Below are 22168 nucleotides of genomic sequence, written 5' to 3' on the forward strand. Positions count from 1 at the left end.
CCCGGAGTGAGATTCCTGTTCAACCGCCTTGCGGCACCCTTGCTTGCGTTGCCTCGCCCTGCCAAACGCTTTTTGGCGTTGGCTGTCGATGCCACTTTGTGCGTCCTGTGCGTCTGGGTAGCGTTCAGTCTTCGTTACGAGCAGTGGGTAACCCTTCGCGGAATCCAGTGGCTGGCCGTGGTTGTAGCCATCGTGGGTGCGCTGCCACTCTTCGTCGTTTCCGGGCTGTACCGCGCCATCTTCCGCTATGCCGGGCCTGCCGCATTGATGGCCATCGTGCGTGCCTGCACCTTCTTCGGCATTGGCTACGGCTTCGTGTTTTCGGTGATCGGTGTGAGCGGCGTGCCGCGCACCGTGGGCTTCCTGATGCCTCTGCTGCTGTTCATGGCGGTCGCCAGCTCGCGCATGTTTGCGCGCTACTGGCTGGGCGGCATGTACCTGAGCGCGATCGATCGCAAGGCGCTGCCGCAGGTGGTGATCTATGGCGCCGGCGGTGCCGGGGTGCAACTGGCTGCCGCATTGACCCAGAGCCGCGAGATGCTGGTTCGTGCCTTTGTCGATGACGCCAAGCACCTCCAGGGCAACACCCTTCACGGCCTGCCCATCCATTCCCCGGAGTGGCTCAAGGAGAACGCCGTAAGACTGGGCATTACCGATGTCCTCTTGGCCATGCCTACGGCCAGCCGTGCGCGCCGGGCCGAAATCCTCAACCAGCTGTTGCCGTTGTATTTGCATGTGCGCACGCTCCCGGCGCTGGCCGACCTAGCGAACGGGAGAGTGCAGGTTCAGGATCTGCACGAAGTCGACATCGAAGACCTGCTGGGGCGCGATCCCGTCGCGCCAATGAACGATTTGCTGCACAGGAACATTCGCCATCAGGTCGTGTTGGTGACGGGAGCGGGCGGCTCCATCGGCAGCGAGTTGTGCCGGCAGATCGTGCAGCTGTCGCCGAAGACGCTGCTGCTGGTGGAGATGAATGAGTTCGCGCTCTACGGCATCCATCAGGAGCTCGAAGCGTTGGCGCCTCATGTTCATGTGGTCCCGTTGCTGGCTTCGGTATGCGATGCGGCGCGCTTGCGTGATGTGATGCGTGCCTGGCACCCTGACACCGTCTATCACGCGGCGGCCTACAAGCATGTGCCGTTGGTCGAGCACAACCCCATCGAAGGCGTGCGCAACAACGCGCTGGGCACGCTCACGGCGGCGCAAGTCGCCATGGAATGCAAGGTTCGTCGCTTCGTGCTGATCAGCACGGACAAGGCAGTGCGGCCGACCAACATCATGGGCGCCAGCAAGAGGTTGGCCGAAATGACCTTGCAGGGGCTCGCGCAACAAAACTCCGGCACCTGCTTCTCGATGGTTCGTTTCGGCAACGTGCTGGGCTCCAGCGGCTCGGTGGTTCCACTGTTTCGTCGGCAGATCGAAGCGGGTGGCCCCATCACGCTGACGCATGCGGACATCACACGCTACTTCATGACGATTCCCGAGGCGGCGCAACTGGTCATCCAGGCGAGCGCAATGGCCGAAGGCGGAGACGTGTTCGTGCTCGACATGGGGTCGCCGGTGCGCATCATCGATCTGGCTCGCCGTCTGGTCGAACTGTCAGGGCGAACGGTGCGGGATGACGCCTCGCCCGATGGCGATATCGAACTCCAGATCACCGGCCTGCGGCCGGGCGAGAAGCTGTACGAGGAACTGCTGATCGGTGACAACGCCTTGCCGACGCCGCATCCGCGTGTGATGAAGGCGCACGAAGTTTGCCTCCCTCAGGAAGAGCTCTGGCGTCAGTTCGACGTGTTGAGCGCAGCGATTCGCAGCAGCGATGTGCCGGCACTGAAGCGCACGCTGCAGCAGATGATGCCCGGCTACCGCGCCCATGCGGAAGTGGTCGATTGGGTGCACATGGAGCGGCATCGCTCGGCGATGACCGTGGTGGACCGCACCGAAGAGAGCGCCAACTCGGACCTGCCCATAGCCATCGCGCTTTGAATCGGCGGCAGGGCCGTGCGATGCAACGGCTGGCGGCTACCGCGGGCAGCGTGATGGCCATCCATGGCGCATCACGATCACTCTTCCAATTCGCACGCACATGGCTCGCAAGCAGCCAATTCAGCCCTGACCCATTGGGCTTGCCACCGTCTATCGCGCGTTCTCGAAATTGAGAATGTTGTCCCCGGCCTTAGGCTGGCTGTTCTCCGGCGCCGCAAAACTGAAGGCCCGCGGATCGCGCACCGATGTCATGTCATAGAGCGGATTGATCCGCCCCAGCTTCGCGCCGCCATCGCGCGTCAACGGTGACCAGTTGAAGCCCGCCGAGAACTTGCTGGATTTCGGCAGCAGCGCATCGAAGGGCACCGAGATGTAGATGCCCTTGTCAAAACTGCCTTCACCAAACTGCGCCGCCGACACGTTGGTCTTGGTGGCGTAGACCCCCACCAATACGCCGTTGTCGAAACGTCGGCTGATGTCCAGCGTCACCCCGCGATCGCCGGCCAGGTACTGGCCGACGCTGACTCTTGTCATCACGCCGTTCCAGCCCGTGTCCCAGTACAGCGTGGCATGGCCGGTGTTGACCTTGTAGTCGCGCAGGCCGAAGTCCTGCTTGAAGTCGCGTTGGCGCACATGGTTGATGTCGATGCCAAGGGCGAACTTGCTGCGCCATGGGCGATACAACCATTCGGCACCCACGCCGGCATACATGGATTCGAGCGCACCGCCGTAGACGCTGTAGTACTGGTCTTCGCTCAGCCGGCCCACGTGGGTCAGCTGGAACACCGGCATCGTCAGCCGCGCGGACGTGACGTACTCGCGCTGGTAGGTGCGCACCCGCGGCAGGCTGCTGGGCGCGGTGTAGGTGAACTTGTCGAAGTTGTCCAGCAAGCGCCAGTTGAGCGCGGCATTCACCCATGTGCTCGGCGTGAAGCGGTATTCCGCCGTGGCCTGCGCGCCGAGCTGGTAGAGCATGAACGCATCGGGGCCGCCGAGGATCTGCGAGAAATACGGCGTCACGCCGTAGGTGAACTTCTCGGTGCGGCGTTCCCATGGCGCCAGGTTCGCCGCCACGGGCTGCTGGGTGGACGCACTTGCCGCGGTGTCGCTGGCGGTCTTGTTCGGCGGAGGCAGGAAGAGCCGGTCTTCGCTGCTGTCCTGGGGCGGCGCGTAGTCGCGCTGGCTGGCCGCGCGCGCTTCGGCGGGCGATTGCGCCTGGTAGTGCTCGGCGACCCATTCGGCCCTGTCGACGACCTGCGCACGCATCGCAAGGCCGCGCTCGTTGTAGTGCAGGATGAAGCTCTTGATCGTCGCGGGCGCATCGCGGTGCAGCACGGCAATGATCTGCTGCACGCGCGCCTGGCGGTAGACGGTGTTGCTCTCGGTGATCCACACATGCACGCCGCTGTCTTGCGCGGCGATGCGCTGGACCATCCATTCGGTGCGGGCCTCGATCTCGGCCGCCGTCGATGCCCAGCCCGGCGGGTTTTGAGGCGCCTGCGGCGTGAAGCGGGGCTGGGGCGGGTCGGCGGGCTTGGATGCCTTCAGCGATGCAAGGTTGGTGGACAGCGTGATGCCGACCATCAGCTTGTTGCCGCGTTCCAAGCCGGCGGTGAAGGCGACGCCGGGGGAGTAGCGGTATTCGAAGCCGACATTGAAGGGGCTGCGCTGCTTCTGGTTGTTCCCGAAGGGTTCGTTCTTGTAGTCGTTTCCTTCGTATTCAAGCTTGACCGTCAGCGGCTCCCAAGGAGTGCGCCACTCCACGCCGCCGAACAGAGCAGCAGGGCCACGGAAGTAAGTGCCAAAGTTGGTTTCGCCACCCGATACAGCAGTGATGGTGCGCTTCTCGAATCGACTGCTCAGAAGTGTCAGCGGATTCCGGATATTGCCGCTGTTGCCGAGATATCCCCATCCGATGCCGAGACTGAAGTCGAAATCGCCGTAGCGCTTGTTCGCAACCAAGTACTCGGAAGAAAACAACCCGGTCCCGCCGAGATCTCGAAAACCGAGCGCAAGCTCTGGCACATAAGCGGACTCACGCAAGAGCCTCACCTTGAGGTCGATGCTCTTGTCCTTGGTGCTCTGGCCGGTAGTGCTGGCTGCGTATGGCACGTTGCTGATCGACGTGTACCGGAAGCCACCTTCCAGCCAGTCCAGCGGCTGGAACATCACGTTCAACCGTGTGTAGGGCGACACATGGGACATCGACGATCTGAAGTCGCCCGCTTGGCCCATGCGGGCGGTGGGTGTCTGGAGAAGGCCGGTTTCGCCCCAATCGTTGCCGCTGGTGCGGGTGGCGTTGTACTGCGGCGCGGCTTCGGGACGCACGGACACGGCGGTTGACGGCGTGCTTGCCTGCGCCGGAGCGGGTGGCTGCTGTGCCCCCGCTTGTGCCGGGGTGCCGACGGGCGCGTCGCCTTGAGGGGAGGGGCCCTGCGTGGCGAGAAACTTGATGATCCCCTCGGACGCCGCGACGAGGTCGGTCAGGTCCCGGGGAGCCGCCCAGATCCACGCGCCCGGCGCAGGTTCGTCCGAAGGCTGGCTGTTCCATGGGGCCACGCCCACGCGAGCGGTTCGTCCATCCGGCTGCGCAACCCAGGCCCAGTCGTGAGCGCCTCGAGGCTCGCAGGCTGCCACGTAGTCCCAGGCGGTCCGGCCGGCTTCATGGGTTACATGGCACAGCTCTCCGTTGGGGCGAACCACGGCGATGGTCTTCAAATCGGGCGGTGCGGCAACCAGTTGCTGTCCGGCCGCCAAGACGGGGTCTTCTTCGGGATGCGCCTGCAGCCAGCGAGGGTCCACGATGCCGAGCGCCACCCGGCCTGTGACGGGCAAGCCCTGGAGCCAGGAAATCAGGCTCAGGCGGTCGACCTGCTCCGAGCGCGGTGAACGCCGGCTCGCCGATTCGATGCGCACCAGCAAGGTGTTCTTGAGGAACTGCTGCGCCAGCCGTTCCTGGGGCACGCGCCACGCGAGACCGGCAGAGGCGGCATCGGCGGGCTGGCGCAGCAGCCAGGCGCTCAGGCGCTCGCCCGGACGCACATCGACGTCATTCGCCGATTCGTTTTTCGTGGCCGTGTCCAGCGGCTGCGCCGAGACGCCGAAACTTGCCGCCAACGCGCAAGCGATGGCCGCTCGACGAGGCCATTGCCGTTTGCCAATACCGCGAGCCCAGGGGTTCATGTGCCAGAGCTTGCCGATCTACCGGCTGCGGGCGCGGGAGGTGTCCACTGTTCGAAGCTCATGCAGAAATCACTGGAGAGGCATTGCTCCGAATACACAACCTGGGGTGTTGCAGAAGCGCGCGACAGGCCAAAGCGTGCCGCGGGCAGTGACGCCGCGGACGGGTGCGACACGCTGCGCTCTTCATACCAACGCAAGGAGGCCGGATCGACGCCTGCAAGGGAGGAGTTCGGGGGCGGGGGGATGGAAATACGGACGATCTCGTCGCGAATTCCGAAGCGGTAGCCGGGCATGAGATCGCGCAGTCGCGTGTAGCTTTGACTCGAACCGCCTGCATTGGTCGGCGCATCGGCAGCCGTCCACGCAGGAAGGCCTGTGAGCCGAACGTTTCGCCAGTCGGTGCTGAGGCCCGTGGTGCCCACGAGCTGGCCGTTCAGGAGCCTGACGACTTCGCCGCTGCCGCTGTACCAAACTTCGACAGGGCCCTCGGGGCGCTGATCGATATAGCCGAGCACCATGAAAATGGTGCGGTCACCGATCTGGGTCCGCAAATAGCGATAGGCAGGATTGAAATCCGGCTGGGCCGCGACCTGGCCTTTGTACAAAAGCCGAGCGGCATCCAGCATGGCTGAAGACCCGGAGGAACAACCGCCAACGCCCAAACAAAACGTTGCCCATAGGCAACGTTTTAAAAGTCGCGTGGCGAAACCAACGCGCGGAGCTTTCAGCGAATGCCCTCCCAGTGGGAGGGCACGCAGCATTAACGCGTGCCGGTGGTACCTGTGCCAGTACCGGTGCCAGGGATGATGACAAAGCCACCACCGCCATTGCCACCGTTGCTGCTGGCGATGGCCACGAGCAGTGCGCTGCTGCCTGCAACTGCGCCCCATTGACCGGGGGTCAGGCCGCCGGTGGTTGCTGCGGTGGCGTTGGTAGCGCCAGCGGGTGCGGGGGTGGTGGTGTTGCTGGCAGGAGCGGGCGCCGGAGCCGGTGCTTGCGCGAATGCCGACGAAACTGCCAAGGCAGCAAGAGCAGCTGCCAGTTTGATCATCTTCATGGTAGTCCTAGTCCTCTCAAATTTCTTGTGGTCGAGGGTAGCACGCATTACAAGTGGGTCGCAACCCATTTCCCCCAGCGTGCACAGACGCAACTCGTTGGGGGTGTGACCATTCACTGTTGCCTTTGCTTACGAGACCGCGGCCCCGGTGCCTTCACCAACACCGCGCGGGAGCGGAAATTCCTCGGCGCTGAAAATCGTATGGAACACGGTTCCATCGAACATCTCGAAAAGGCCCTTGGAAACCTCGCGGCTTTCATGGCGCACGGGTGAGTCGAGTGCGCGTGCGATGTCCTCGCGGCTGGCATAACGGATGGCCAGCACCATCGCTAGTTCGGGGTCGCTCACGTCGCTTTCGAGCTGGCGCAGCACGCGCACCTCCAGCGCGCCGGGGAAGCGCGTCCATAGCGGCACGAGCTTCTCGTGTACATAGCGGGTGAAGGTGTCCTCCAGGCCGGGTTTGACCTGGCCCCTGAAAAACGCGCAGCGGATGAACATGATTTTTGTGTCCTTGATTGGATGTGCAGCAATGGGTCGGTGCGCGTTCAGCCGCGGGCATAGCCGTTGAACTGCCGCATCATGGCGGCGGTGTCTTCGGGGCCCAGTCCGGCTGCCACGAAGGTGCGATGCAATTCCGAGACGGTGCCTGTCAACGGCAGCGGCAAGCGCTGGCCTTGCGCAAAGGCCTGCACCGCCTCGAGGTCCTTGAGCATGTTGTCGATGCGGCCGGTGGGCGTGTCGTCGCGCGCGGCCATCTTGGGGCCGAACTCGCGCAGGATCTGGCTGTCCGCGCGCCCGCCGGCCAGGGCCGAATGCAGCTTCGAGGCATCGACGCCGCCGGCTTCCGCGAGCCGGACCGCCTCGGCCACGGCCTGGAAGCCGATGGCGCACAGCAGCTGGTTGACCAGCTTGGTGGTCTGGCCCGCGCCGTTCCCGCCCATGTGGGTGTAGTTGGCGCACAGGCTGTCCATGACGGCGCGGGCACGCGCCACGTCGTCGGCGCTGCCGCCGGCCATCACCGTCAGTTGCCCCAGCAGCGCCTTGGGCGCACCGCCCGAGAGCGGCGCATCCACGAAGCCCATGCCGGTGCGCTCGCGCAGCGCTTCTGCGATCCGGCGCGTGGAGGGCGGATCGATGGAGGACATGTCGATCACCAGGCGCTGCGCATCCGCGGAGGCGAAAGCCACGCCGGCTTCACCCAGCAGCGCGCGCTCCACCACGGCCGCCGAGTTGAGGCTGGTGATGACGAAGTCGCTGGCCGACGCTGCGGCCGCCGCAGTGGGGTGGGCCTGCGCGCCTTGCTGCTTCAGTGCATCGACCTTGGCGGTGTCGAGGTCGAACACGCTCACCGCATGGCCGCAGCCGAGCAGCCGGCGCGCGATGGCCGAGCCCATGATGCCGACGCCGATCACGGCCACGCGCTGGCGCTTGAATGTCATGTGAAAACTTTCGGGTGAGGGCTGGCGATTTCTTCGTGCGGCATCAGAGGCTCGAGGTAATGCCGCCATCGACGTAGAGGATGTGGCCGTTGACGAAGCTCGATGCGTCCGAGGCCAGGAAGATGGCCGCGCCGCCGAGTTCCTGCACCTCGCCCCAGCGACCGGCCGGCGTGCGGCCCGAGAGCCACGCGGTGAATGCTTCGTCGGCCACCAGGGCCTGCGTGAGCTCGGTCTTGAAGTAGCCCGGCCCGAGGCCGTTGACCTGGATGCCGTGCTTGCCGAGGTCGATCGCCATGCCCTTGGTGAGCATCTTCACCGCGCCCTTGGTGGCGGCATAGGGCGCGATGCCCGGGCGGCCCAGTTCGCTTTGCACCGAGCACACGTTGATGATCTTGCCGCGCTCGCGCCCGATCATCCGCTGTGCCACGAAACGGCCGACGAGGAACACGCTGTCGATGTTCGTGGTGGTGATCTTGTGCCAGGCATCGATCGGGAACTCCGCGAACGGGCCGCGGTGCTGCATGCCGGCGTTGTTGACGAGGATCTCGATCGGGCCGATCTCCGCCTCGATGCGGGCCACGCCGGCCTCCACCGCGGCGGCGTCGGTGACGTCGAAGGCCACCGCCTCGGCCGCCACGCCCTGGGCGCGCAGTGCGTCGCGAGCGGTGGCCAGCGAACCGGCGTCGCGTGCGTTGAGCACCACGCGTGCACCGGCCGAGCCCAGCGCCGCGGCCAGCGCAAAGCCGATGCCCTTGCTGGAGCCGGTGATGAGGGCGATGCGCCCGGACAGGTCGAACAGTTTCAAAAAGAGCTCCTTGGTTGGACGCGGAAGTCGGGTGAGGGTGCAACAGCTCGATAAAGTTACCGGTATCTTGAGGGCCCGTCAACCGGGTGAATCCGATGTTGCAGCTTTCTCACGGAGCAGTTAAGGTTACCGGTATCTTATTTGCGAGATCTTGAGGAGAACCGTTTGACCGCTACCGCCGCCCCGCAAGTGCTGATGCCCGGCGCCTACCCCGAATGGGACATGGCCCCGATGCAGGCGCAGTACACCCTGCACCGCCTGTGGGAGGCGCCCGACCGGCAGGCCTTCATCGCCGAACATGCGCCGGGCATCCGCGCGGTCGCAACGCGCGGCGAGCTGGGCGCAAGCGGCGAGCTCATCGCCGCGCTGCCCAACCTGGAACTGGTCGCCTGCTACGGCGTGGGCACCGACGGCATCGACCTTGCCGCCTGCCGTGCGCGCGGCATCCGTGTCACGAACACGCCCGATGTGCTCAACGGCGACGTGGCCGACCTTGCGGTGGGCCTCACGCTCGCGTTGCAGCGGCGCATTCCGGCCAGCGACGCCTTCGTCCGCAGCGGCGCCTGGGCGCAAGGGCCGATGGCGCTCGCAACGCGCGTCTTCGGCCAGCGCGTGGGCATCGCCGGATTCGGCCGCATCGGCAGCACCATCGCGCGGCGGCTCTCGGGGTTCGACATGGAGCTGGCCTACTTCAGCCGCACGCCGAAGGCCGACAGCCCGCTGCGGCATTTCGCCAGCCTGCCAGCCATGGCCGACTGGTGCGATGTGCTCATCGTCATCCTGCCGGGGGGCGAGGCCACGCGGGGCATCGTCGATGCCGAGGTGCTCACGGCGCTTGGCCCGCGCGGCTGGCTCGTGAATGTCTCGCGCGGCACCACGGTGGACGAGGGCGCGCTGCTGCAGGCCCTGGAGGGTCGGCGCATCGCGGGCGCGGCGCTCGACGTGTTCCTCAACGAACCGCGCATCGATCCGCGCTTCGCGGCGCTCGACAACGTGGTGCTGCATCCGCACCACGGCAGCGGCACCGAAGAGACGCGCCGCGCCATGGGCGCGCTCGTGCGCCGCAACCTCGAGGCCCATTTCGCGGGCCGTCCCCTCGTCACTCCCGTTCCCTGAAGAGAAAGAAGGAACCACCATGCGTATGCGTTGCATGTGCCTCGTCATCCACGCTCCGGACGACCTGCGCCTCGATGAACAGGATGCCGGCGAGATCGGCCCCGGCCAGGTGCTGGTGAAGGTCGGCATGGGCGGCATCTGCGGCTCCGACCTGCATTACTTCCACAACGGCGGCTTCGGCACCGTGCGCATCAAGGAGCCGATGGTGCTGGGCCATGAAGTGGCGGGCACCGTGGTCGCGGTGGCGCCCGGTGTCGACAGCGTGCGCATCGGCGACAAGGTTGCGATCAATCCGAGCCGTCCGTGCGGCGGCTGCAAGTTCTGCCTCGAAGGCCTGCCCAACCAGTGCCTGGAGATGCGTTTCTACGGCAGCGCGATGCGCACACCGCATGTGCAGGGCGCTTTCCGCAACATGCTGCTGTGCGAAGCCACGCAATGCGTGAAGGTTGCCGACCATGTGCCGCTGCGCCTGGCGGCGCTGGCCGAGCCGTTCTCAGTCGGGCTGCATGCGGTCTCGCGCGCGGGTTCATTGCTGGGCAAGCGCGTGCTGGTGTCGGGCTGCGGGCCGATCGGCGTGCTGGCGATCGCGGCCGCGCGCGTGCACGGTGCGGCAGAGATCGTCGCGACCGACGTGGTCGACGAACCGCTCGCGATCGCACGCGCCATCGGCGCCGACAGCGTCATCAACGTCGCACAGGACAAGGCCTGGGTGTCGCGCTACGCGGCCGACAAGGGCACTTTCGACGTGATGCTCGAATGCTCGGGCAACGAGCGAGCCCTGCGCGACGGGCTCGAGGTGATGCGCCCGCGCGGTGTCGTGGTGCAACTGGGGCTGGGCGGCGATGTGAGCATTCCGCAGAACATGGTGGTCGCCAAGGAGCTGAGCATTTGCGGCTCGTTCCGCTTCCACGCGGAGTTTGCGCTCGCGGTGCGGCTCATCAACGAAGGGCGTGTGGATCTGTCGCCCGTGGTGTCGCACACCTTCCCGATGCTGCAGGCGCGGCAGGCCTTCGAGCTCGCCAGCGACCGCCGGCAGGCGATGAAGGTGCTGATCGATTTCGCCGACGCGGCAGAAGCTGTCGCCTGAAGGAGGCTCAGGAGCTTTCGCGCTGCTCGATGTGGAAGGGGATCATCACCGTCTCAGGCGGCGGGCGATGGCCTTCGCGGGCGCCATCCATCACGCGCAGCAGCAGTTCGCCGGCCGCCTTGCCCAGCCCCACGCAATCCACCGCCACGGTGGTGATGCGCGGATGGCAGGCGCGCGCCACCTCGAAGTCGCCGAAGCCCGCGATCGCGATGCGCCCTGGCACGTCCCAGCCCTGCCGCCGGCATTCCATCAGCGCGCCGAAGGCCGAGAGATCGGACACGCACAGCACCGCATCCACATCGGGCCACTGGCGGATCAGCTGCGCCACGGCTTCGCCACCCTGCGCCATCGAGATCGGCGGCTGGCCGAAGCTGATCACGCGGCCGTCCGGCAGGCCCAGTTCGCGGATCGCCTGCGCATAGCCGCGCTGGCGGTCGGCGCCGCGCGTGTCGCGGTTCGAGGTGCCGCCGATGTACGCGATGCGCCGGTAGCCCTTGCCGTGCAGGTGCCGCACCATCGCCGCGGCGGCCTCGGCATTCGAGAAGCCGACGGTGTGCTCGACGGGCTTGGCGGGCAGGTCCCAGGTTTCCACCACCGGCACGCCGGCGGCCTGCAGCATGGCGCGCGCGGCCGGGGTGTGGACGCCGCCCGTGAGGATCACGCCTTCGGGCCGGCGCGCGAGCATCGCGCGCAGCAGGCGCTCCTCGTTTTCCACGCGGTAGTCGGTGTAGCCCAGCAGCACCTGCAGGCCGCGCGCTTCCACCGCCGCGGTGATGCCCTGCGCGGTTTCTGAAAAATTGGAGTTGTTGAGCGACGGAATCAGCACCGCGATGAAGCCCGATCGCTTGCTCGAAAACGTGCGCGCGGTCTGGTCGATCACGTAGCCCATCTCCTCGCAGGCCTGGAGGATGCGCTGGCGCAACGCTTCGGAAGTCACGCGGTCGCTGCCCACGCTGCGGTTGAGCGCGCGCGACACCGTCATCTTCGAGACGCCCACGCGCGCGGCGACATCGGCCATCGTCGCCGGACGGGACAGGGGGGCGGGGGCTTTGGTCGCTGGCAAGTGGCGTTCTCTGGAAATGTGCTTCGAGGATATGCGAGGGTTTGTGAGATACCGATAACGTTTTATGCGCAGAATTGAAGCATGCGCCTGGCTTCCTGAATTACGAAAATTCTAGAGTAAAGAGGTCGGCAGGTCGTGTACGGGAAAAGCCTAGGTTACCGGTATCTTTTAGATGCCAAACTTCGGCCATGACCATCGAAGTCCTCGACGCCCGTTTTGCCGCCGTTGCTCGCGAAGCCGGCCCGCTCGAACGCCTGTGCACCGGGGCGGCCTGGAGCGAAGGCCCCGTGTGGATGCGCGAAGACGGCGCGGTGCTGTGGAGCGACATCCCCAACAACCGCATGCTGCGCTGGCACGCCGACGCCGGCATGACCGTGTGGCGCGAGGGCGTGGAGTTCACCAACGGCCACGTGCGCGAAGCCGACGGCGCCTTGCTGCATTGCTCGCACGGCCTGCGCGCCATCGTGCGCACGCGCTTCGGCCCGGGCCTGGTGCCGCTGGCCGACGAGGTGCTGGTCGACCGCTACCAGGGCCGCCGGCTCAACTCGCCCAACGACGTGGTGGTCAAGCGCGACGGCAGCATCTGGTTCACCGATCCGCCCTACGGCATCGTGTCCGACCATGAAGGCCACAAGGCCGAGAGCGAACTGGGCCGCAACCACGTGTTCCGTTTCGACCCGGCCACGGGCGCGCTGCGCTCGGTGAGCGATTTCGTCGAGGAGCCGAACGGCCTGGCCTTCTCGCCCGACGAAAGCGTCCTCTATGTGAGCGACACCTCGGCCGCGCTGCGCACCGACGGCTCGGGCCATCACCACATCGTCGCGTTCGACGTGATCGGCGGGCAGGACCTGGCGAACCCGCGCGTCTTCGCGGTGGTGAGCCCGGGGCTGGCTGACGGCTTTCGCGTCGACGTGCACGGCTTCGTCTACACCAGCAGCGCCGACAGCGTGCAGGTCTATCACCCCGACGGCACGCGCATGGCGCGCATCGCCGTGCCGGAGAAGGTGGGCAACCTGGTCTTCGGTGGCAGCGATGGCAACGCGCTGTACGTGTGCGCTTCCACCTCGCTCTATCGCATCCGCCTCGGCACCCGGGGAGCGACCTGCGCATGACCACGCCCTTGCTGCAATTCCAATCCGTCTGCAAGCGCTTCGGCGGCACGCAAGCCGTGGACAACGTGACGCTCGACGTGCGCGCCGGCGAAATCCTCGCGCTGCTCGGCGAGAACGGGGCGGGCAAGTCCACGCTCATCAAGCTGCTCGCGGGCATCTATCCCGCGGATCAGGGCGAGATTCTTTTCGACGGCCAGCCGCAGGCGACATGGCGGCGCACCGACCGGCGCGAGCAGCCGGTCGCCTTCATCCACCAGGACCTGGGCCTCGTCGAATGGATGACGGTGGCCGAGAACGTGGGCCTGGGCACCGGCTATCCGCGCCGCTTCGGGCTCATCGACTGGTCCGCCGCCAACGACACTGCGCGCCGCGTGATGGCACGCGTGGGCTGCGACATCGATCCGGGCCGCCGCGTGTTCTCGCTCACGCGTGCCGAGAAATCGCTGCTCGCCATCGGCCGTGCGCTCGAGGTGAAAGCCCGCCTGTTGGTGCTCGACGAGCCCTCGGCCAGCCTGCCGATGAGCGACGTGGAGCGCATGTTCGGCGTGCTGCGCGAACTGCGCCGGCAGGGCATGGCGATGCTCTACGTGTCGCACCGGCTCGACGAGGTGATGGCCATCTCCGACCGCGCGGCCGTCATGCGCGACGGCAAGCTGGTGGCGGTGAAGGCCACGGCCCATACCCACGAAGGCGAGCTGGTCGGGCTGATCGTCGGCAAGGCGCTGTCGGCCTCGGTGCCCAAGGCGAGCGTGCCGGCGGAGAGCGCCGCGGTGCTGCAGCTGGACGGCGCGGCCAGCGGCAACGCCGGCCCGCTGAGCCTGGCGGTGCGCCGCGGCGAAGTGCTGGGGCTGGTCGGCCTGCGCGGCGCGGGGCATGAGGCCATCAGCCGTGCGATCTTCGGGCGCGAGCCGCTGTCGGCCGGCCGCATGCGGCTGCTCGGCAACGACTGCGCGTTCACCTGCCCCGCCGATGCCATTCGTGCGGGCGTGGCCTACGTCGCCGGCGAACGGCTCGAGGAAAACCTCGCGGGCTCGATGACCGTGCTGGAGAACCTGTTCCCCAACGCCGCGCTGCATGGCGACCGCGGTCTGGCCTTCGACCGCCCGCGCCGCGAGAACGACAACGCGCTCGCGCTCATCCGCCGCTTCGACATCAACCCGCCCGCACCGTCGGCCGAGGTGCAGCAGTTGTCGGGCGGCAACCAGCAGAAGGTCGTGCTCGCGCGCTGGTTCCACCTCGACAAACCGCTTGTCGTGCTCGAAGAGCCCACCGCCGGCGTGGACGTCGGCGCCAAGCGGCAGATCTACGGCGTGCTGTGCGAACGCGCGGAGGCCGGCACCGCGCTGGTCGTGGTCTCCACCGACTTCGAGGAAATCGCCACCGTCTGCACCCGCGTGCTCGTGTTCCGCGACGGGCTGATCGCCGCCGAGCTGAAGGGCGAGGCGATCACGGTGGAAAAACTTTTGGCATTGGCAGCAGGCGCGGCAACGCGCGAGGAGCTTTCCGCATGAGCAGTTCGATCAAGTCCACCGCGCTGGAGCCCGACAAGTCGCTCGACGGCGAGGCCGTCTCCTTCGCGCAGCGCATCGGCCGCGCGATGCCGGTCTATGGGCTGGTGGCGTTGATGGTGGCGCTCGCGCTGCTGTTCTCGCTGCTGCTGCCCGACACCTTTCCGACGCTGTTCAACCTGCGCGCGATCCTGGCCGACAAGTCGGTGATCGCGCTGCTCGCGCTGGCCGCGACCATTCCGATGATCACCGGCAAGATCGACCTCACCGTGGGCTACGGCATCGTGCTGTGGCACATCCTCGCGATCAGCCTGCAGACCCAGTTCGGCCTGCCATGGCCCGCGGCGGTGCTGGTGGTGCTGGCGTGCGCGGCGCTCTTCGGCGTGCTCAACGGCCTGCTGGTCGAGCTCGCGCAGATCGACTCCTTCATTGCCACGCTGGGCACCGGCACCGTGATCTATGCGGTCGCGATGTGGCACAGCGGCGGACGCCAGGTGGTGGGCGACCTGCCCGACGGCTTCGTCGGCATCGCGGGCGGCAGCCTGCTCGGCCTGCCGGTGGGCGCCTTCTACGTGCTCGCGGTGAGCGTCACGCTGTGGGTCGTTACCGAGTTCACGCCGCTGGGTCGTGCGCTGTACGTGATCGGCGCCAACCCGAAGGCGGCGCAGCTCAACGGCATTGCGGTACGCAAGCATGTGATGGGCGCGTTTGTCGCGTCGGGCCTGCTGTCGGGCTTTGCGGGCGTGCTGCTCGCCTCGCGCCTGCAGATCGGCCAGGCCAGCGTGGGACTCGAATTCTTGCTGCCGGCGCTGGTCGGCGCCTTCCTGGGTTCCACCACCATCCGGCCGGGCCGGGTGAACGTGTGGGGCACGCTGGTCGGGGTGGCGATCCTGGCCATCGGCATCTCGGGCATCCAGCAGTTCGGCGGGGCCTTCTATGTCGAGCCGCTCTTCAACGGGCTCACGCTGCTGGTGTCCATCGGCATCGCGGGCTGGGCGCAGCAGCGGCGCAACCGCTCGATCAAGCGGCGCATTGCCGAGCGGCAGCTCGACCATGCGCCACAACCGGTTCCCTCAACGCCGTCGAAGTGACGGTTCACCGCAACGACTGGAGACAAGCATGAAGAAAAAGAGTGTGGTTCCCGCGCGCACCGTCGCCGCCGCCGTGCTGGCGCTGTGCGCCGCCGCGCTGGCGCCCAAGGCCATGGCCGACGACTTCCTGGATGCCGCGAAGAAGAAGGTCGAGATCGCCACCATGACCAAGGAAAAATGGGACGGCCCCACCACCGGCCCCAAGGCCGCCGCGGGCAAGACCATCGTCTTCGTCGCGGGCGACATGAAGAACGGCGGCATCGTCGGCGTCAGCAAGGGCGTGGAGGAAGCGGCGCGCGCCATCGGCTGGACCGTGCGCGTCATCGACGGACAGGGCACGGTCAGCGGGCGCACCGCGGCGCTCAACCAGGCGCTGGCCGTGAAGCCCGCGGGCATCGTGGTGGGCGGCTTCGACACCACAGAGCAGAAGGCCGCCTTCTCGGGTGCGGCCAAGTCGGGCATTCCGCTGGTGGGCTGGCATTCGGGCGAGCAGCCCGGCCCGAACGACAAGGCCGGCCTCTACGCCAACGTGACCACCGTGACCGACGACGTGGCCGATGTCGCCGCCTCATGGGTGGTGGCCGATTCGGGCGGCAAGGCCGGCGTGGTGATCTTCACCGACTCGCAGTACGCGATTGCGCTCTACAAGGCGCGCGCGATGGAAGCGGTCATCAAGAAATGCGGCGGCTGCACCGTGCTGAGCTTCGAGGACAGCCCGATCTCCGAAAGCTCGACTCGCATGCCGCAACTCACCACCTCGCTGCTGCAGCGCTTCGGCGACAAGTGGACGCATTCACTGGCCATCAATGACCTGTACTTCGACTTCATGGGCCCCTCGCTCACGGCGGCGGGCAAGAAGGGCGACGGATCGCCCAAGGCGGTGTCGGCCGGCGACGGCTCGGAGGCGGCCTACCAGCGCATCCGCACGCAGCGCTACCAGGCCGGCACGGTGCCCGAGCCGCTCAACATGCAGGGCTGGCAGATCGTCGACGAGCTCAACCGCGCCTTCGCCAAGGAGAAGTGGTCGGGCTACGTGCCCAAGGTGCATCTGGTGACCGTGGGCAACGTGGGCAAGGACGGCGGGCCGAAGAACGTGTTCGACCCCGACAACGGCTACCGCACGCAGTACAAGACGGTCTGGGGCAAGTAGGGGGCTCGGCCGGGCCGGCGCCTCAGAGCCAGTTGCCGCTCTGGGGCATCTGCACCTTCTCGGCCGGATCGCCGCTGGTGACGAACGAGCCGATCACGATGCTCAGCAGCGAGATGAAGATGCTCGCGAAGAGCGCGGTCCAGAAGCCCGAGACCCGGAAGCCCTTCACCAGCGCGGCGACCAGCAGGATCATCAACGCGTTGATGACCAGCAGGAACAGCCCGAAGGTGACCAGCGTCAGCGGCAGCGTGAGCACGATGAGCAGCGGCTTCACCACCGCATTGGCCAGACCGAGCAGCAGTGCCGACACCACCAGCGCCCCGGTGCCGTCGAACTTGAGTCCGCGAAACAGATGGCTGGCGACCCAGAGCGAGACACCGGTGATGGCCCAGTGGACGAGGAAGGGGGTGAGGTTGCTCAGCATGCGGGCGGGTTCCTTCTTGTTCGGCGAATCTGCGGATGTCTGCAGATTATGGCGGCCGGTCTCCTGACGTTACCGTTGGGAAACAATCACTGGCAGCCCGTTAATATCGCCATCTCTCGGTGCCCCTCCTGCAGGGGGCCCATCTTCCATTGCGGATAAGAACAAGGGGCCTGTGCCATATGGCCAATCCGTCGATCGCGAGCTTGACACCGGCGCCGGCTTCGGCCGACGAGGCCGAATCGTGGGTGCGCGGCGAACTCATCCGCAGCCTGATGCGCTCTGCGCGCGGCTCCTACTTCGTTTCCGCGGCGCTCATGCCGGCCATGGTCGGGCTCAACTGGGCCTATGTGCCCCGCTGGGAGCTGTTCACCTGGCTGCTGGCCGGCTTGATCGCCACCGCCTGCCGCGCCTGGGGCGCGCGCGTCTATGCGGTGCGCTATGCCGGCCGCAGCTCCGCGGCGCAGCAGCAGTTCGTCGAGCGCTACGGCTTCGTCTGGAGCACCAGCGCGGTGGTGTGGGGGCTGTCGATCCTGCTGTTCTTCGAGCGCACGCCGCAGGTGAACCAGTTCATGAGCTGGCTGATCGTGGCCGGGGTGGCCACCTCGCCGCTCAACGGACTCGCGCTGCATCCGCCGCTGCTCAAGCGCTACGTCAACACGCTGTTCGGCGCGATCCTGGCGGCGGTGCTGGTCCGGCTCATCACCATCAACCTGCACCAGCCGCATTTCCAGTACGGCTACCTGATGCCGATCCTGCCGACCCTGCACTGGTTTCTGCTGCTGCGGGCGGGGCGCCACATCCACGAGACGGCGCGCAACAGCCTGGAGCTCCTGTTCCACAACCACATCCTGATCAAGTCGCTCACGCAGCAGCGGCAGGCGGCGGTCTCGGCGGTGGCGATGAAGAACCGCTTCCTGGCCAGCGCCGCGCACGACATGCGCCAGCCGGTGCTGGCGCTTTCGCTGTACGCCGACTGGCTGCGCAACGAGCCCGAGCTGGTGCTCGAACTCGCACCGAAGATCGTGCGCGCCACGCATGCGGTGAATGCGCTGTTCGATTCGATGTTCGACCTCGCGCGCATCGACTCGGGCCAGGTGCGGCTGCACATCGAGCGCGTCGACGTCTCCGAGCTGCTGCACGACCTGGAGCTGCAATACCGCCCGGTGGCCGAGAGCCGCGGCCTGGACTTCCGCGTGCATGTGACCGAGGGCTCCTTTCTCACCGATCCGATCCGCGTGCGCCGCATGATCGGCAACCTGCTGGCCAACGCGATCAAGTACACGACCGAGGGCGGTGTGCTGCTCGCCGCGCGGCAGACGCGCGACGGCATGCGCGTGGAGGTGTGGGACACCGGCATCGGCATCGCGCCCGAGCATCTGCGCGACGTGTTCCTGGAGTTCTACAAGGTGGCCGACCATGCCGGCACGTCCGACGGCTTCGGCCTCGGCCTGGCCATCGTGGCGCGGCTCTCGCACGTGCTGGGACACCCGGTCAGCGTGCGCTCGCGGCTGGGCAGCGGCAGCGTGTTCCGCGTGGCGCTGCACGACGCCGACGAGGCGGTGGCGCAGGCGCGTGTGAGCGCCTCCGGCGGCTGAGCGCCGAGCAACGGCGCAGGTGACACTAAAAAGCCGCGCACCGGGCGCGGCTTACAAGAGACGAGCCTCTTTCCAGAAACACCGCGGAACCGGCTCTGCCGGGCCGCTGGTGTTGCCCCCTGCAAGGGGGGTGGAGAAGCGACCCGAAGTGCGCGAAGCCTGGGGGTTAGCCGGATAACAAGCCGTTGGTGCGCGCGTAGTGCAGCGCTTGCGTGCGGCTCTTCACACCGAGGCGGCGGAACAGGCGCCACAGGTGAACCTTCACCGTGTGCTCGCTGATCTCCAGGTCAGTCGCAATGTCGCGATTGCTCATGCCCTTGTCGAGCATGGCGATCAGCTGCGTCTGGCGCTTGGAGAGCTTGCTGCTCGCGAGCGGCGGCTCGTCGGCTTCTTCCGAACCCGCCATCAGCAGTCCGCGCAAGGCGGCTGCCAATTCATTGGAACTGGCCGACTTCTCGATGTAGGTGTCGGCGCCTGCCTCGATGCAGGCGTCTTCCATGTCCGCGGCCGGCGCCGCCGAATACACGGCGATCGGCACGTTGGGATAGACCTGCTTGACCGCGATCACGCCCGAGACGCCATTCGTGTCCGGAAGCTTCAGGTCCAGGCAGAACAGGGTGGGTGCGCCACGCTGCTGCACCGAGCTTGCGAGCTTGTCGAGCCGCTCGAGCTCGACGATGTTCTCGGCGGGTCGCAGGCGTCGCAGCACCATCACGATCGCGTCGCGCATCAGGGGGTGGTCGTCGATGACATAAATGCTCATGTTTTCTTCCTTTGTGATCGCACCGTCTTCTCTCGTCTCGCTCACCGGCAGGTAAGCCCGGTGGGCCCTTGCCGGTTCAACTTCCGTCGGTTGTGGTCGTCGCTTCCGCCAATGCCTGCAGCGCCTCGGTCACGGCGCGTGATTGTTCTGTGTCGATGGGCTCGAACTGCGCGGCCAGCGTGGCCAGTGCCGCACCGCGCTCGGCCTGCAGGAGCGCGATGGTACGGCCGGCTTCCTGCGGCGATGCAAATCCACGGCTCTGCAACAGGGTTTCGCCGCGCGCATCGAGCAGCTTGAAATAGAAGAGCCCGTCGCCGCGTTCGCGGTACTGCTTGAAGCTGGGCTTCGCGACCTTGGCCGCCTTGGCATCGCCCTTGTCGCGGCCCGCCGCGAGGTTGCGCAGGCCCACCGCATGGCGCAGGCGAGTCATGAAGGGCCGCGACAACGCGCTGGCCTTTTCCGCGCCGATGAGCAGGATGCGCTCGATCTCGGCCGGGTCGCTCATCAGCGCCTCGTAGCGCTTTCGCAGCGGTCCCACTTCGGCTTCGATGCGCTCGAACAGCAATTGCTTGGCGTCGCCCCAACCGATGCCGTCGGCGTAGGCCTTGCGGAGCATCTCGGTCTCGTCGGCATCGGCAAAGGCCTGGTAGATCTGGAAGAGCGCGGAGCCCTCGGTCTCCTTGGGCTCGCCGGGCGCGCGCGAGTCGGTCACGATGCTGGCGATCTGCTTTTGCTGGTACGCGCGCGGCGCGAACAGCGGGATCGTGTTGCCGTAACTCTTGCTCATCTTGCGGCCATCGAGGCCGGGCAGGGTGGCGACGGCGTCGTCGATCTCGGCCTCGGGCAGCGTGAAGTGCTCGCCGTACTGGTGGTTGAAGCGCTGCGCCATGTCGCGCGCCATCTCGATGTGCTGCACCTGGTCGCGGCCCACGGGCACCTTGTGGGCGTTGAACATCAGGATGTCCGCGCCCATCAGCACCGGGTACATGAAGAGGCCGGCGGACACGTCGGCGTCGGGGTCCTCGCCCTTGGCGATGTTCTTGTCGAGCTGGGCCTTGTAGGCATGCGCACGATTGAGCACGCCCTTGCCGGTGACGCAGGTGAGGAACCAGGTCAGCTCGGGAATCGCGGCGATGTCCGACTGGCGGTAGAAGGTGACGCGTTCGGGGTCGAGCCCGCAGGCCAGCCAGCTCGCGGCGATCTCGAGCGTGGAACGCTGGATCTTCGCGGGCTCCTGCACCTTGATGAGCGCGTGGTAGTCGGCCAGGAAGAAGAAGCTCTCGACACCGGGCGCGACGCTCTGCCGCACCGAGTGGCGGATCGAGCCGACGTAGTTGCCGAGGTGGGGCGTGCCCGACGGGGTAATCCCGGTCAGGACGCGCAGGGGAGAGGGAGAAGACGAGGCCATGGAGCGACAGACTTAGAGCAGCAATGCCTTGAGCGGCGTGATGATGAGGTTGATGACGAAGTAGCCGACGTCCATCAGTGGGCGCAGCCAGTAGGTGCTGACGACGCCCGCAATGACCAGGCCCATCACGATGAAGAAGCCATAGGGCTCGATGCGCGCGAGGAAATTCTGCGCCGGCCCGTTGGGAAGCAGCCCGGCCAGCACACGGCCGCCATCGAGCGGCGGCAACGGAAACAGGTTGAAGGCCCACATCACGAGGTTGACCAGGATGCCGCCGCGCGCCATCTGGATGAAAAAGTTTTCATTATCGAAACCGGTCGCAGCCAGCACCACGAACAGCAATGCCCAGAGGATGGCCTGGATGAAGTTCGAGGCCGGCCCCGCGAGTGCCACCCAGATCATGTCGCGCTTGGGATGACGCAGCCGCCCGAAGTTGACCGGCACCGGCTTGGCATAGCCGAACAGGAAGGCGCCCGAGGTCGCGAAGTACAGCATCAACGGCATCAGGATGGTCCCGATGGGGTCGATGTGTTTCATGGGGTTGAGGGTTACACGTCCCATCGCCGCTGCCGTGTTGTCGCCGAAGTAGCGCGCCACATAGCCGTGGGCCGCCTCGTGCACGGTGATCGCAAAGATCACGGGCAATGCGTAGATGAGTACCTTCTGTATGAGATTGGAAATATCCACTGGGCGATTGTGTCAGACAGGCATTGGTTATCAGGTCGAACTTCTTTCTACAGCCCGAGCACGGCGAGCGCCCCGCGCCCCTGCCGCACCACGACCGGATCGTCGCCCTCACCCATGGGCGTGAGATCGACCACCGTGGTCGGCTGCGAAGGACATGCGCCGGCATCGATGACCGCGCCGATCTGCTTTTCGAAGCGTTCGCGGATCGTTTGTGCGTCGTTCAGTGCTTCGGTCTCGCCGGGCGCGATCAGCGTGGTGGCCAGCAGCGGCGCGCCGTGCAGTGCGAGCAGCTCCAGCAGCACCTTGTGGTCGGGCACGCGCAGGCCGATGGTCTTGCGCTGCGGATGGCTCACGCGGCGCGGCACTTCCTTGGTGGCTTCGAGCAGGAAGGTGTAGGGGCCCGGCGTGGCAGCCTTCAGCAGGCGGTACTGCTTGTTGTCGACGCGCGCGTAGTTGGCCAGTTCGCTCAGGTCGCGGCACAGCAGCGTGAGGTGATGCTTCTCGTCGACCTGGCGGATGCGGCGCAACTGGTCGACCGCGTCCTTGTCGTCGAGGTGGCAGGCCAGCGCGTAGCTGGAATCGGTGGGCACCGCGACGATCTCGCCGCGCGCGAGCAGCGTCGCGGCCTGCTTGAGCAGCCGCTGCTGCGGGTTCTCGGGATGGACTTCGAAGTACTGGGCCATGGAACTAT

Annotated in this window: 20 protein-coding genes; 8 read left to right on the forward strand and 12 right to left on the reverse strand. The window is 66.5% G+C overall.

Features of this window, described 5'->3' with window-relative positions; all coding sequences use genetic code 11:
* Nucleotides 1-15 precede the first annotated feature (15 nt).
* Entirely contained in the window at nucleotides 16-1989 is a 1974-nt protein-coding gene (locus tag M2282_RS09280) for a polysaccharide biosynthesis protein (RefSeq protein WP_280808715.1), read from the forward strand.
* Nucleotides 1990-2139: 150 nt separating this feature from the next.
* Here the strand turns inward: M2282_RS09280 and M2282_RS09285 are convergent, their stop codons facing one another.
* From M2282_RS09285 to M2282_RS09310, 6 genes are all read right to left on the reverse strand, one after another.
* Nucleotides 2140-5106: a YjbH domain-containing protein gene (locus M2282_RS09285; protein ID WP_280808483.1), complete on the reverse strand. Its 2967-nt coding sequence runs from the start codon at nucleotides 5104-5106 to the stop codon at nucleotides 2140-2142.
* Between the two features lie 62 nt (nucleotides 5107-5168).
* A complete protein-coding gene (locus tag M2282_RS09290) occupies nucleotides 5169-5798 on the reverse strand; it encodes a YjbF family lipoprotein (protein ID WP_280808484.1) in 630 nt (209 codons plus the stop codon).
* Between the two features lie 134 nt (nucleotides 5799-5932).
* Nucleotides 5933-6229 (reverse strand): hypothetical protein, encoded by a 297-nt coding sequence (locus tag M2282_RS09295; RefSeq protein ID WP_280808485.1) that lies wholly within the window; start codon nucleotides 6227-6229, stop codon nucleotides 5933-5935.
* A 129-nt stretch (nucleotides 6230-6358) separates the two neighbouring features.
* Nucleotides 6359-6727: a hypothetical protein gene (locus M2282_RS09300; protein WP_280808486.1), complete on the reverse strand. Its 369-nt coding sequence runs from the start codon at nucleotides 6725-6727 to the stop codon at nucleotides 6359-6361.
* 47 nt (nucleotides 6728-6774) lie between these two features.
* Nucleotides 6775-7668, reverse strand: a complete 894-nt coding sequence (locus tag M2282_RS09305; RefSeq protein ID WP_280808487.1) for an NAD(P)-dependent oxidoreductase — start codon at nucleotides 7666-7668, stop codon at nucleotides 6775-6777.
* Between the two features lie 43 nt (nucleotides 7669-7711).
* Nucleotides 7712-8473: an SDR family oxidoreductase gene (locus M2282_RS09310; RefSeq protein ID WP_280808488.1), complete on the reverse strand. Its 762-nt coding sequence runs from the start codon at nucleotides 8471-8473 to the stop codon at nucleotides 7712-7714.
* Between the two features lie 165 nt (nucleotides 8474-8638).
* Here M2282_RS09310 and M2282_RS09315 point away from each other — a divergent pair, with 165 nt between their 5' ends.
* On the forward strand, nucleotides 8639-9589 hold the full coding sequence (locus M2282_RS09315) for a 2-hydroxyacid dehydrogenase (RefSeq protein WP_280808489.1): 951 nt from the start codon (nucleotides 8639-8641) through the stop codon (nucleotides 9587-9589).
* Between the two features lie 19 nt (nucleotides 9590-9608).
* The gene (locus M2282_RS09320; protein ID WP_280808490.1) at nucleotides 9609-10676 is read left to right on the forward strand and encodes an L-idonate 5-dehydrogenase; all 1068 of its coding nucleotides are present in this window, start codon (nucleotides 9609-9611) and stop codon (nucleotides 10674-10676) included.
* Between the two features lie 7 nt (nucleotides 10677-10683).
* Here the strand turns inward: M2282_RS09320 and M2282_RS09325 are convergent, their stop codons facing one another.
* The gene (locus M2282_RS09325; RefSeq protein WP_280808716.1) at nucleotides 10684-11694 is read right to left on the reverse strand and encodes a LacI family DNA-binding transcriptional regulator; all 1011 of its coding nucleotides are present in this window, start codon (nucleotides 11692-11694) and stop codon (nucleotides 10684-10686) included.
* A gap of 233 nt (nucleotides 11695-11927) precedes the next feature.
* Here M2282_RS09325 and M2282_RS09330 point away from each other — a divergent pair, with 233 nt between their 5' ends.
* The 4 genes from M2282_RS09330 to M2282_RS09345 are packed head-to-tail and all read left to right on the forward strand — an operon-like array spanning nucleotide 11928 to nucleotide 16600.
* Complete coding sequence (locus M2282_RS09330; protein WP_280808491.1) at nucleotides 11928-12851, forward strand: SMP-30/gluconolactonase/LRE family protein; 924 nt, start codon at nucleotides 11928-11930, stop codon at nucleotides 12849-12851.
* Nucleotides 12848-14362, forward strand: coding sequence for a sugar ABC transporter ATP-binding protein (locus M2282_RS09335; protein ID WP_280808492.1), 1515 nt, complete (start codon nucleotides 12848-12850; stop codon nucleotides 14360-14362). The genes M2282_RS09330 and M2282_RS09335 overlap by 4 nt, the downstream gene beginning before the upstream one ends.
* The gene (locus M2282_RS09340; protein WP_280808493.1) at nucleotides 14359-15450 is read left to right on the forward strand and encodes an ABC transporter permease; all 1092 of its coding nucleotides are present in this window, start codon (nucleotides 14359-14361) and stop codon (nucleotides 15448-15450) included. The genes M2282_RS09335 and M2282_RS09340 overlap by 4 nt, the downstream gene beginning before the upstream one ends.
* Before the next feature lie 28 nt (nucleotides 15451-15478).
* Entirely contained in the window at nucleotides 15479-16600 is a 1122-nt protein-coding gene (locus M2282_RS09345) for an ABC transporter substrate-binding protein (RefSeq protein WP_280808494.1), read from the forward strand.
* Nucleotides 16601-16622: 22 nt separating this feature from the next.
* Here the strand turns inward: M2282_RS09345 and M2282_RS09350 are convergent, their stop codons facing one another.
* A complete protein-coding gene (locus M2282_RS09350) occupies nucleotides 16623-17024 on the reverse strand; it encodes a phage holin family protein (protein ID WP_280808495.1) in 402 nt (133 codons plus the stop codon).
* 179 nt (nucleotides 17025-17203) lie between these two features.
* On the opposite strand from M2282_RS09350, the gene shkS reads away from it, so the two are divergent.
* Nucleotides 17204-18619: a surface-behavior sensor histidine kinase ShkS gene (gene shkS / locus M2282_RS09355; RefSeq protein WP_280808496.1), complete on the forward strand. Its 1416-nt coding sequence runs from the start codon at nucleotides 17204-17206 to the stop codon at nucleotides 18617-18619.
* Between the two features lie 166 nt (nucleotides 18620-18785).
* Here the strand turns inward: shkS and M2282_RS09360 are convergent, their stop codons facing one another.
* From M2282_RS09360 to M2282_RS09375, 4 genes are all read right to left on the reverse strand, one after another.
* On the reverse strand, nucleotides 18786-19382 hold the full coding sequence (locus M2282_RS09360) for a LuxR C-terminal-related transcriptional regulator (protein WP_013543036.1): 597 nt from the start codon (nucleotides 19380-19382) through the stop codon (nucleotides 18786-18788).
* A gap of 76 nt (nucleotides 19383-19458) precedes the next feature.
* The gene (locus tag M2282_RS09365; protein WP_280808497.1) at nucleotides 19459-20790 is read right to left on the reverse strand and encodes a tryptophan--tRNA ligase; all 1332 of its coding nucleotides are present in this window, start codon (nucleotides 20788-20790) and stop codon (nucleotides 19459-19461) included.
* A gap of 12 nt (nucleotides 20791-20802) precedes the next feature.
* Entirely contained in the window at nucleotides 20803-21477 is a 675-nt protein-coding gene (locus tag M2282_RS09370; protein ID WP_280808498.1) for a site-2 protease family protein, read from the reverse strand.
* Between the two features lie 47 nt (nucleotides 21478-21524).
* Complete coding sequence (locus tag M2282_RS09375) at nucleotides 21525-22160, reverse strand: L-threonylcarbamoyladenylate synthase (RefSeq protein WP_280808499.1); 636 nt, start codon at nucleotides 22158-22160, stop codon at nucleotides 21525-21527.
* Nucleotides 22161-22168: the final 8 nt, after the last annotated feature.

Origin of the sequence: Variovorax boronicumulans, from assembly GCF_029892485.1 — a bacterium.
In the GTDB taxonomy this organism is placed as follows: Bacteria; Pseudomonadota; Gammaproteobacteria; order Burkholderiales; family Burkholderiaceae_C; genus Variovorax; species Variovorax boronicumulans_B.

Bases quoted from the DNA above. Each gene is read 5' to 3' on its own strand.
- M2282_RS09290 (WP_280808484.1), bottom strand. From the start codon at position 5,798: ATGCTGGATGCCGCTCGGCTTTTGTACAAAGGCCAGGTCGCGGCCCAG.
- M2282_RS09295 (WP_280808485.1), bottom strand. From the start codon at position 6,229: ATGAAGATGATCAAACTGGCAGCTGCTCTTGCTGCCTTGGCAGTTTCG.
- M2282_RS09300 (WP_280808486.1), bottom strand. From the start codon at position 6,727: ATGTTCATCCGCTGCGCGTTTTTCAGGGGCCAGGTCAAACCCGGCCTG.
- M2282_RS09305 (WP_280808487.1), bottom strand. From the start codon at position 7,668: ATGACATTCAAGCGCCAGCGCGTGGCCGTGATCGGCGTCGGCATCATG.
- M2282_RS09320 (WP_280808490.1), top strand. From the start codon at position 9,609: ATGCGTATGCGTTGCATGTGCCTCGTCATCCACGCTCCGGACGACCTG.
- M2282_RS09325 (WP_280808716.1), bottom strand. From the start codon at position 11,694: ATGGCCGATGTCGCCGCGCGCGTGGGCGTCTCGAAGATGACGGTGTCG.
- M2282_RS09330 (WP_280808491.1), top strand. From the start codon at position 11,928: ATGACCATCGAAGTCCTCGACGCCCGTTTTGCCGCCGTTGCTCGCGAA.
- M2282_RS09335 (WP_280808492.1), top strand. From the start codon at position 12,848: ATGACCACGCCCTTGCTGCAATTCCAATCCGTCTGCAAGCGCTTCGGC.
- M2282_RS09340 (WP_280808493.1), top strand. From the start codon at position 14,359: ATGAGCAGTTCGATCAAGTCCACCGCGCTGGAGCCCGACAAGTCGCTC.
- M2282_RS09345 (WP_280808494.1), top strand. From the start codon at position 15,479: ATGAAGAAAAAGAGTGTGGTTCCCGCGCGCACCGTCGCCGCCGCCGTG.
- M2282_RS09350 (WP_280808495.1), bottom strand. From the start codon at position 17,024: ATGCTGAGCAACCTCACCCCCTTCCTCGTCCACTGGGCCATCACCGGT.
- shkS (WP_280808496.1), top strand. From the start codon at position 17,204: ATGGCCAATCCGTCGATCGCGAGCTTGACACCGGCGCCGGCTTCGGCC.
- M2282_RS09360 (WP_013543036.1), bottom strand. From the start codon at position 19,382: ATGAGCATTTATGTCATCGACGACCACCCCCTGATGCGCGACGCGATC.
- M2282_RS09365 (WP_280808497.1), bottom strand. From the start codon at position 20,790: ATGGCCTCGTCTTCTCCCTCTCCCCTGCGCGTCCTGACCGGGATTACC.
- M2282_RS09375 (WP_280808499.1), bottom strand. From the start codon at position 22,160: ATGGCCCAGTACTTCGAAGTCCATCCCGAGAACCCGCAGCAGCGGCTG.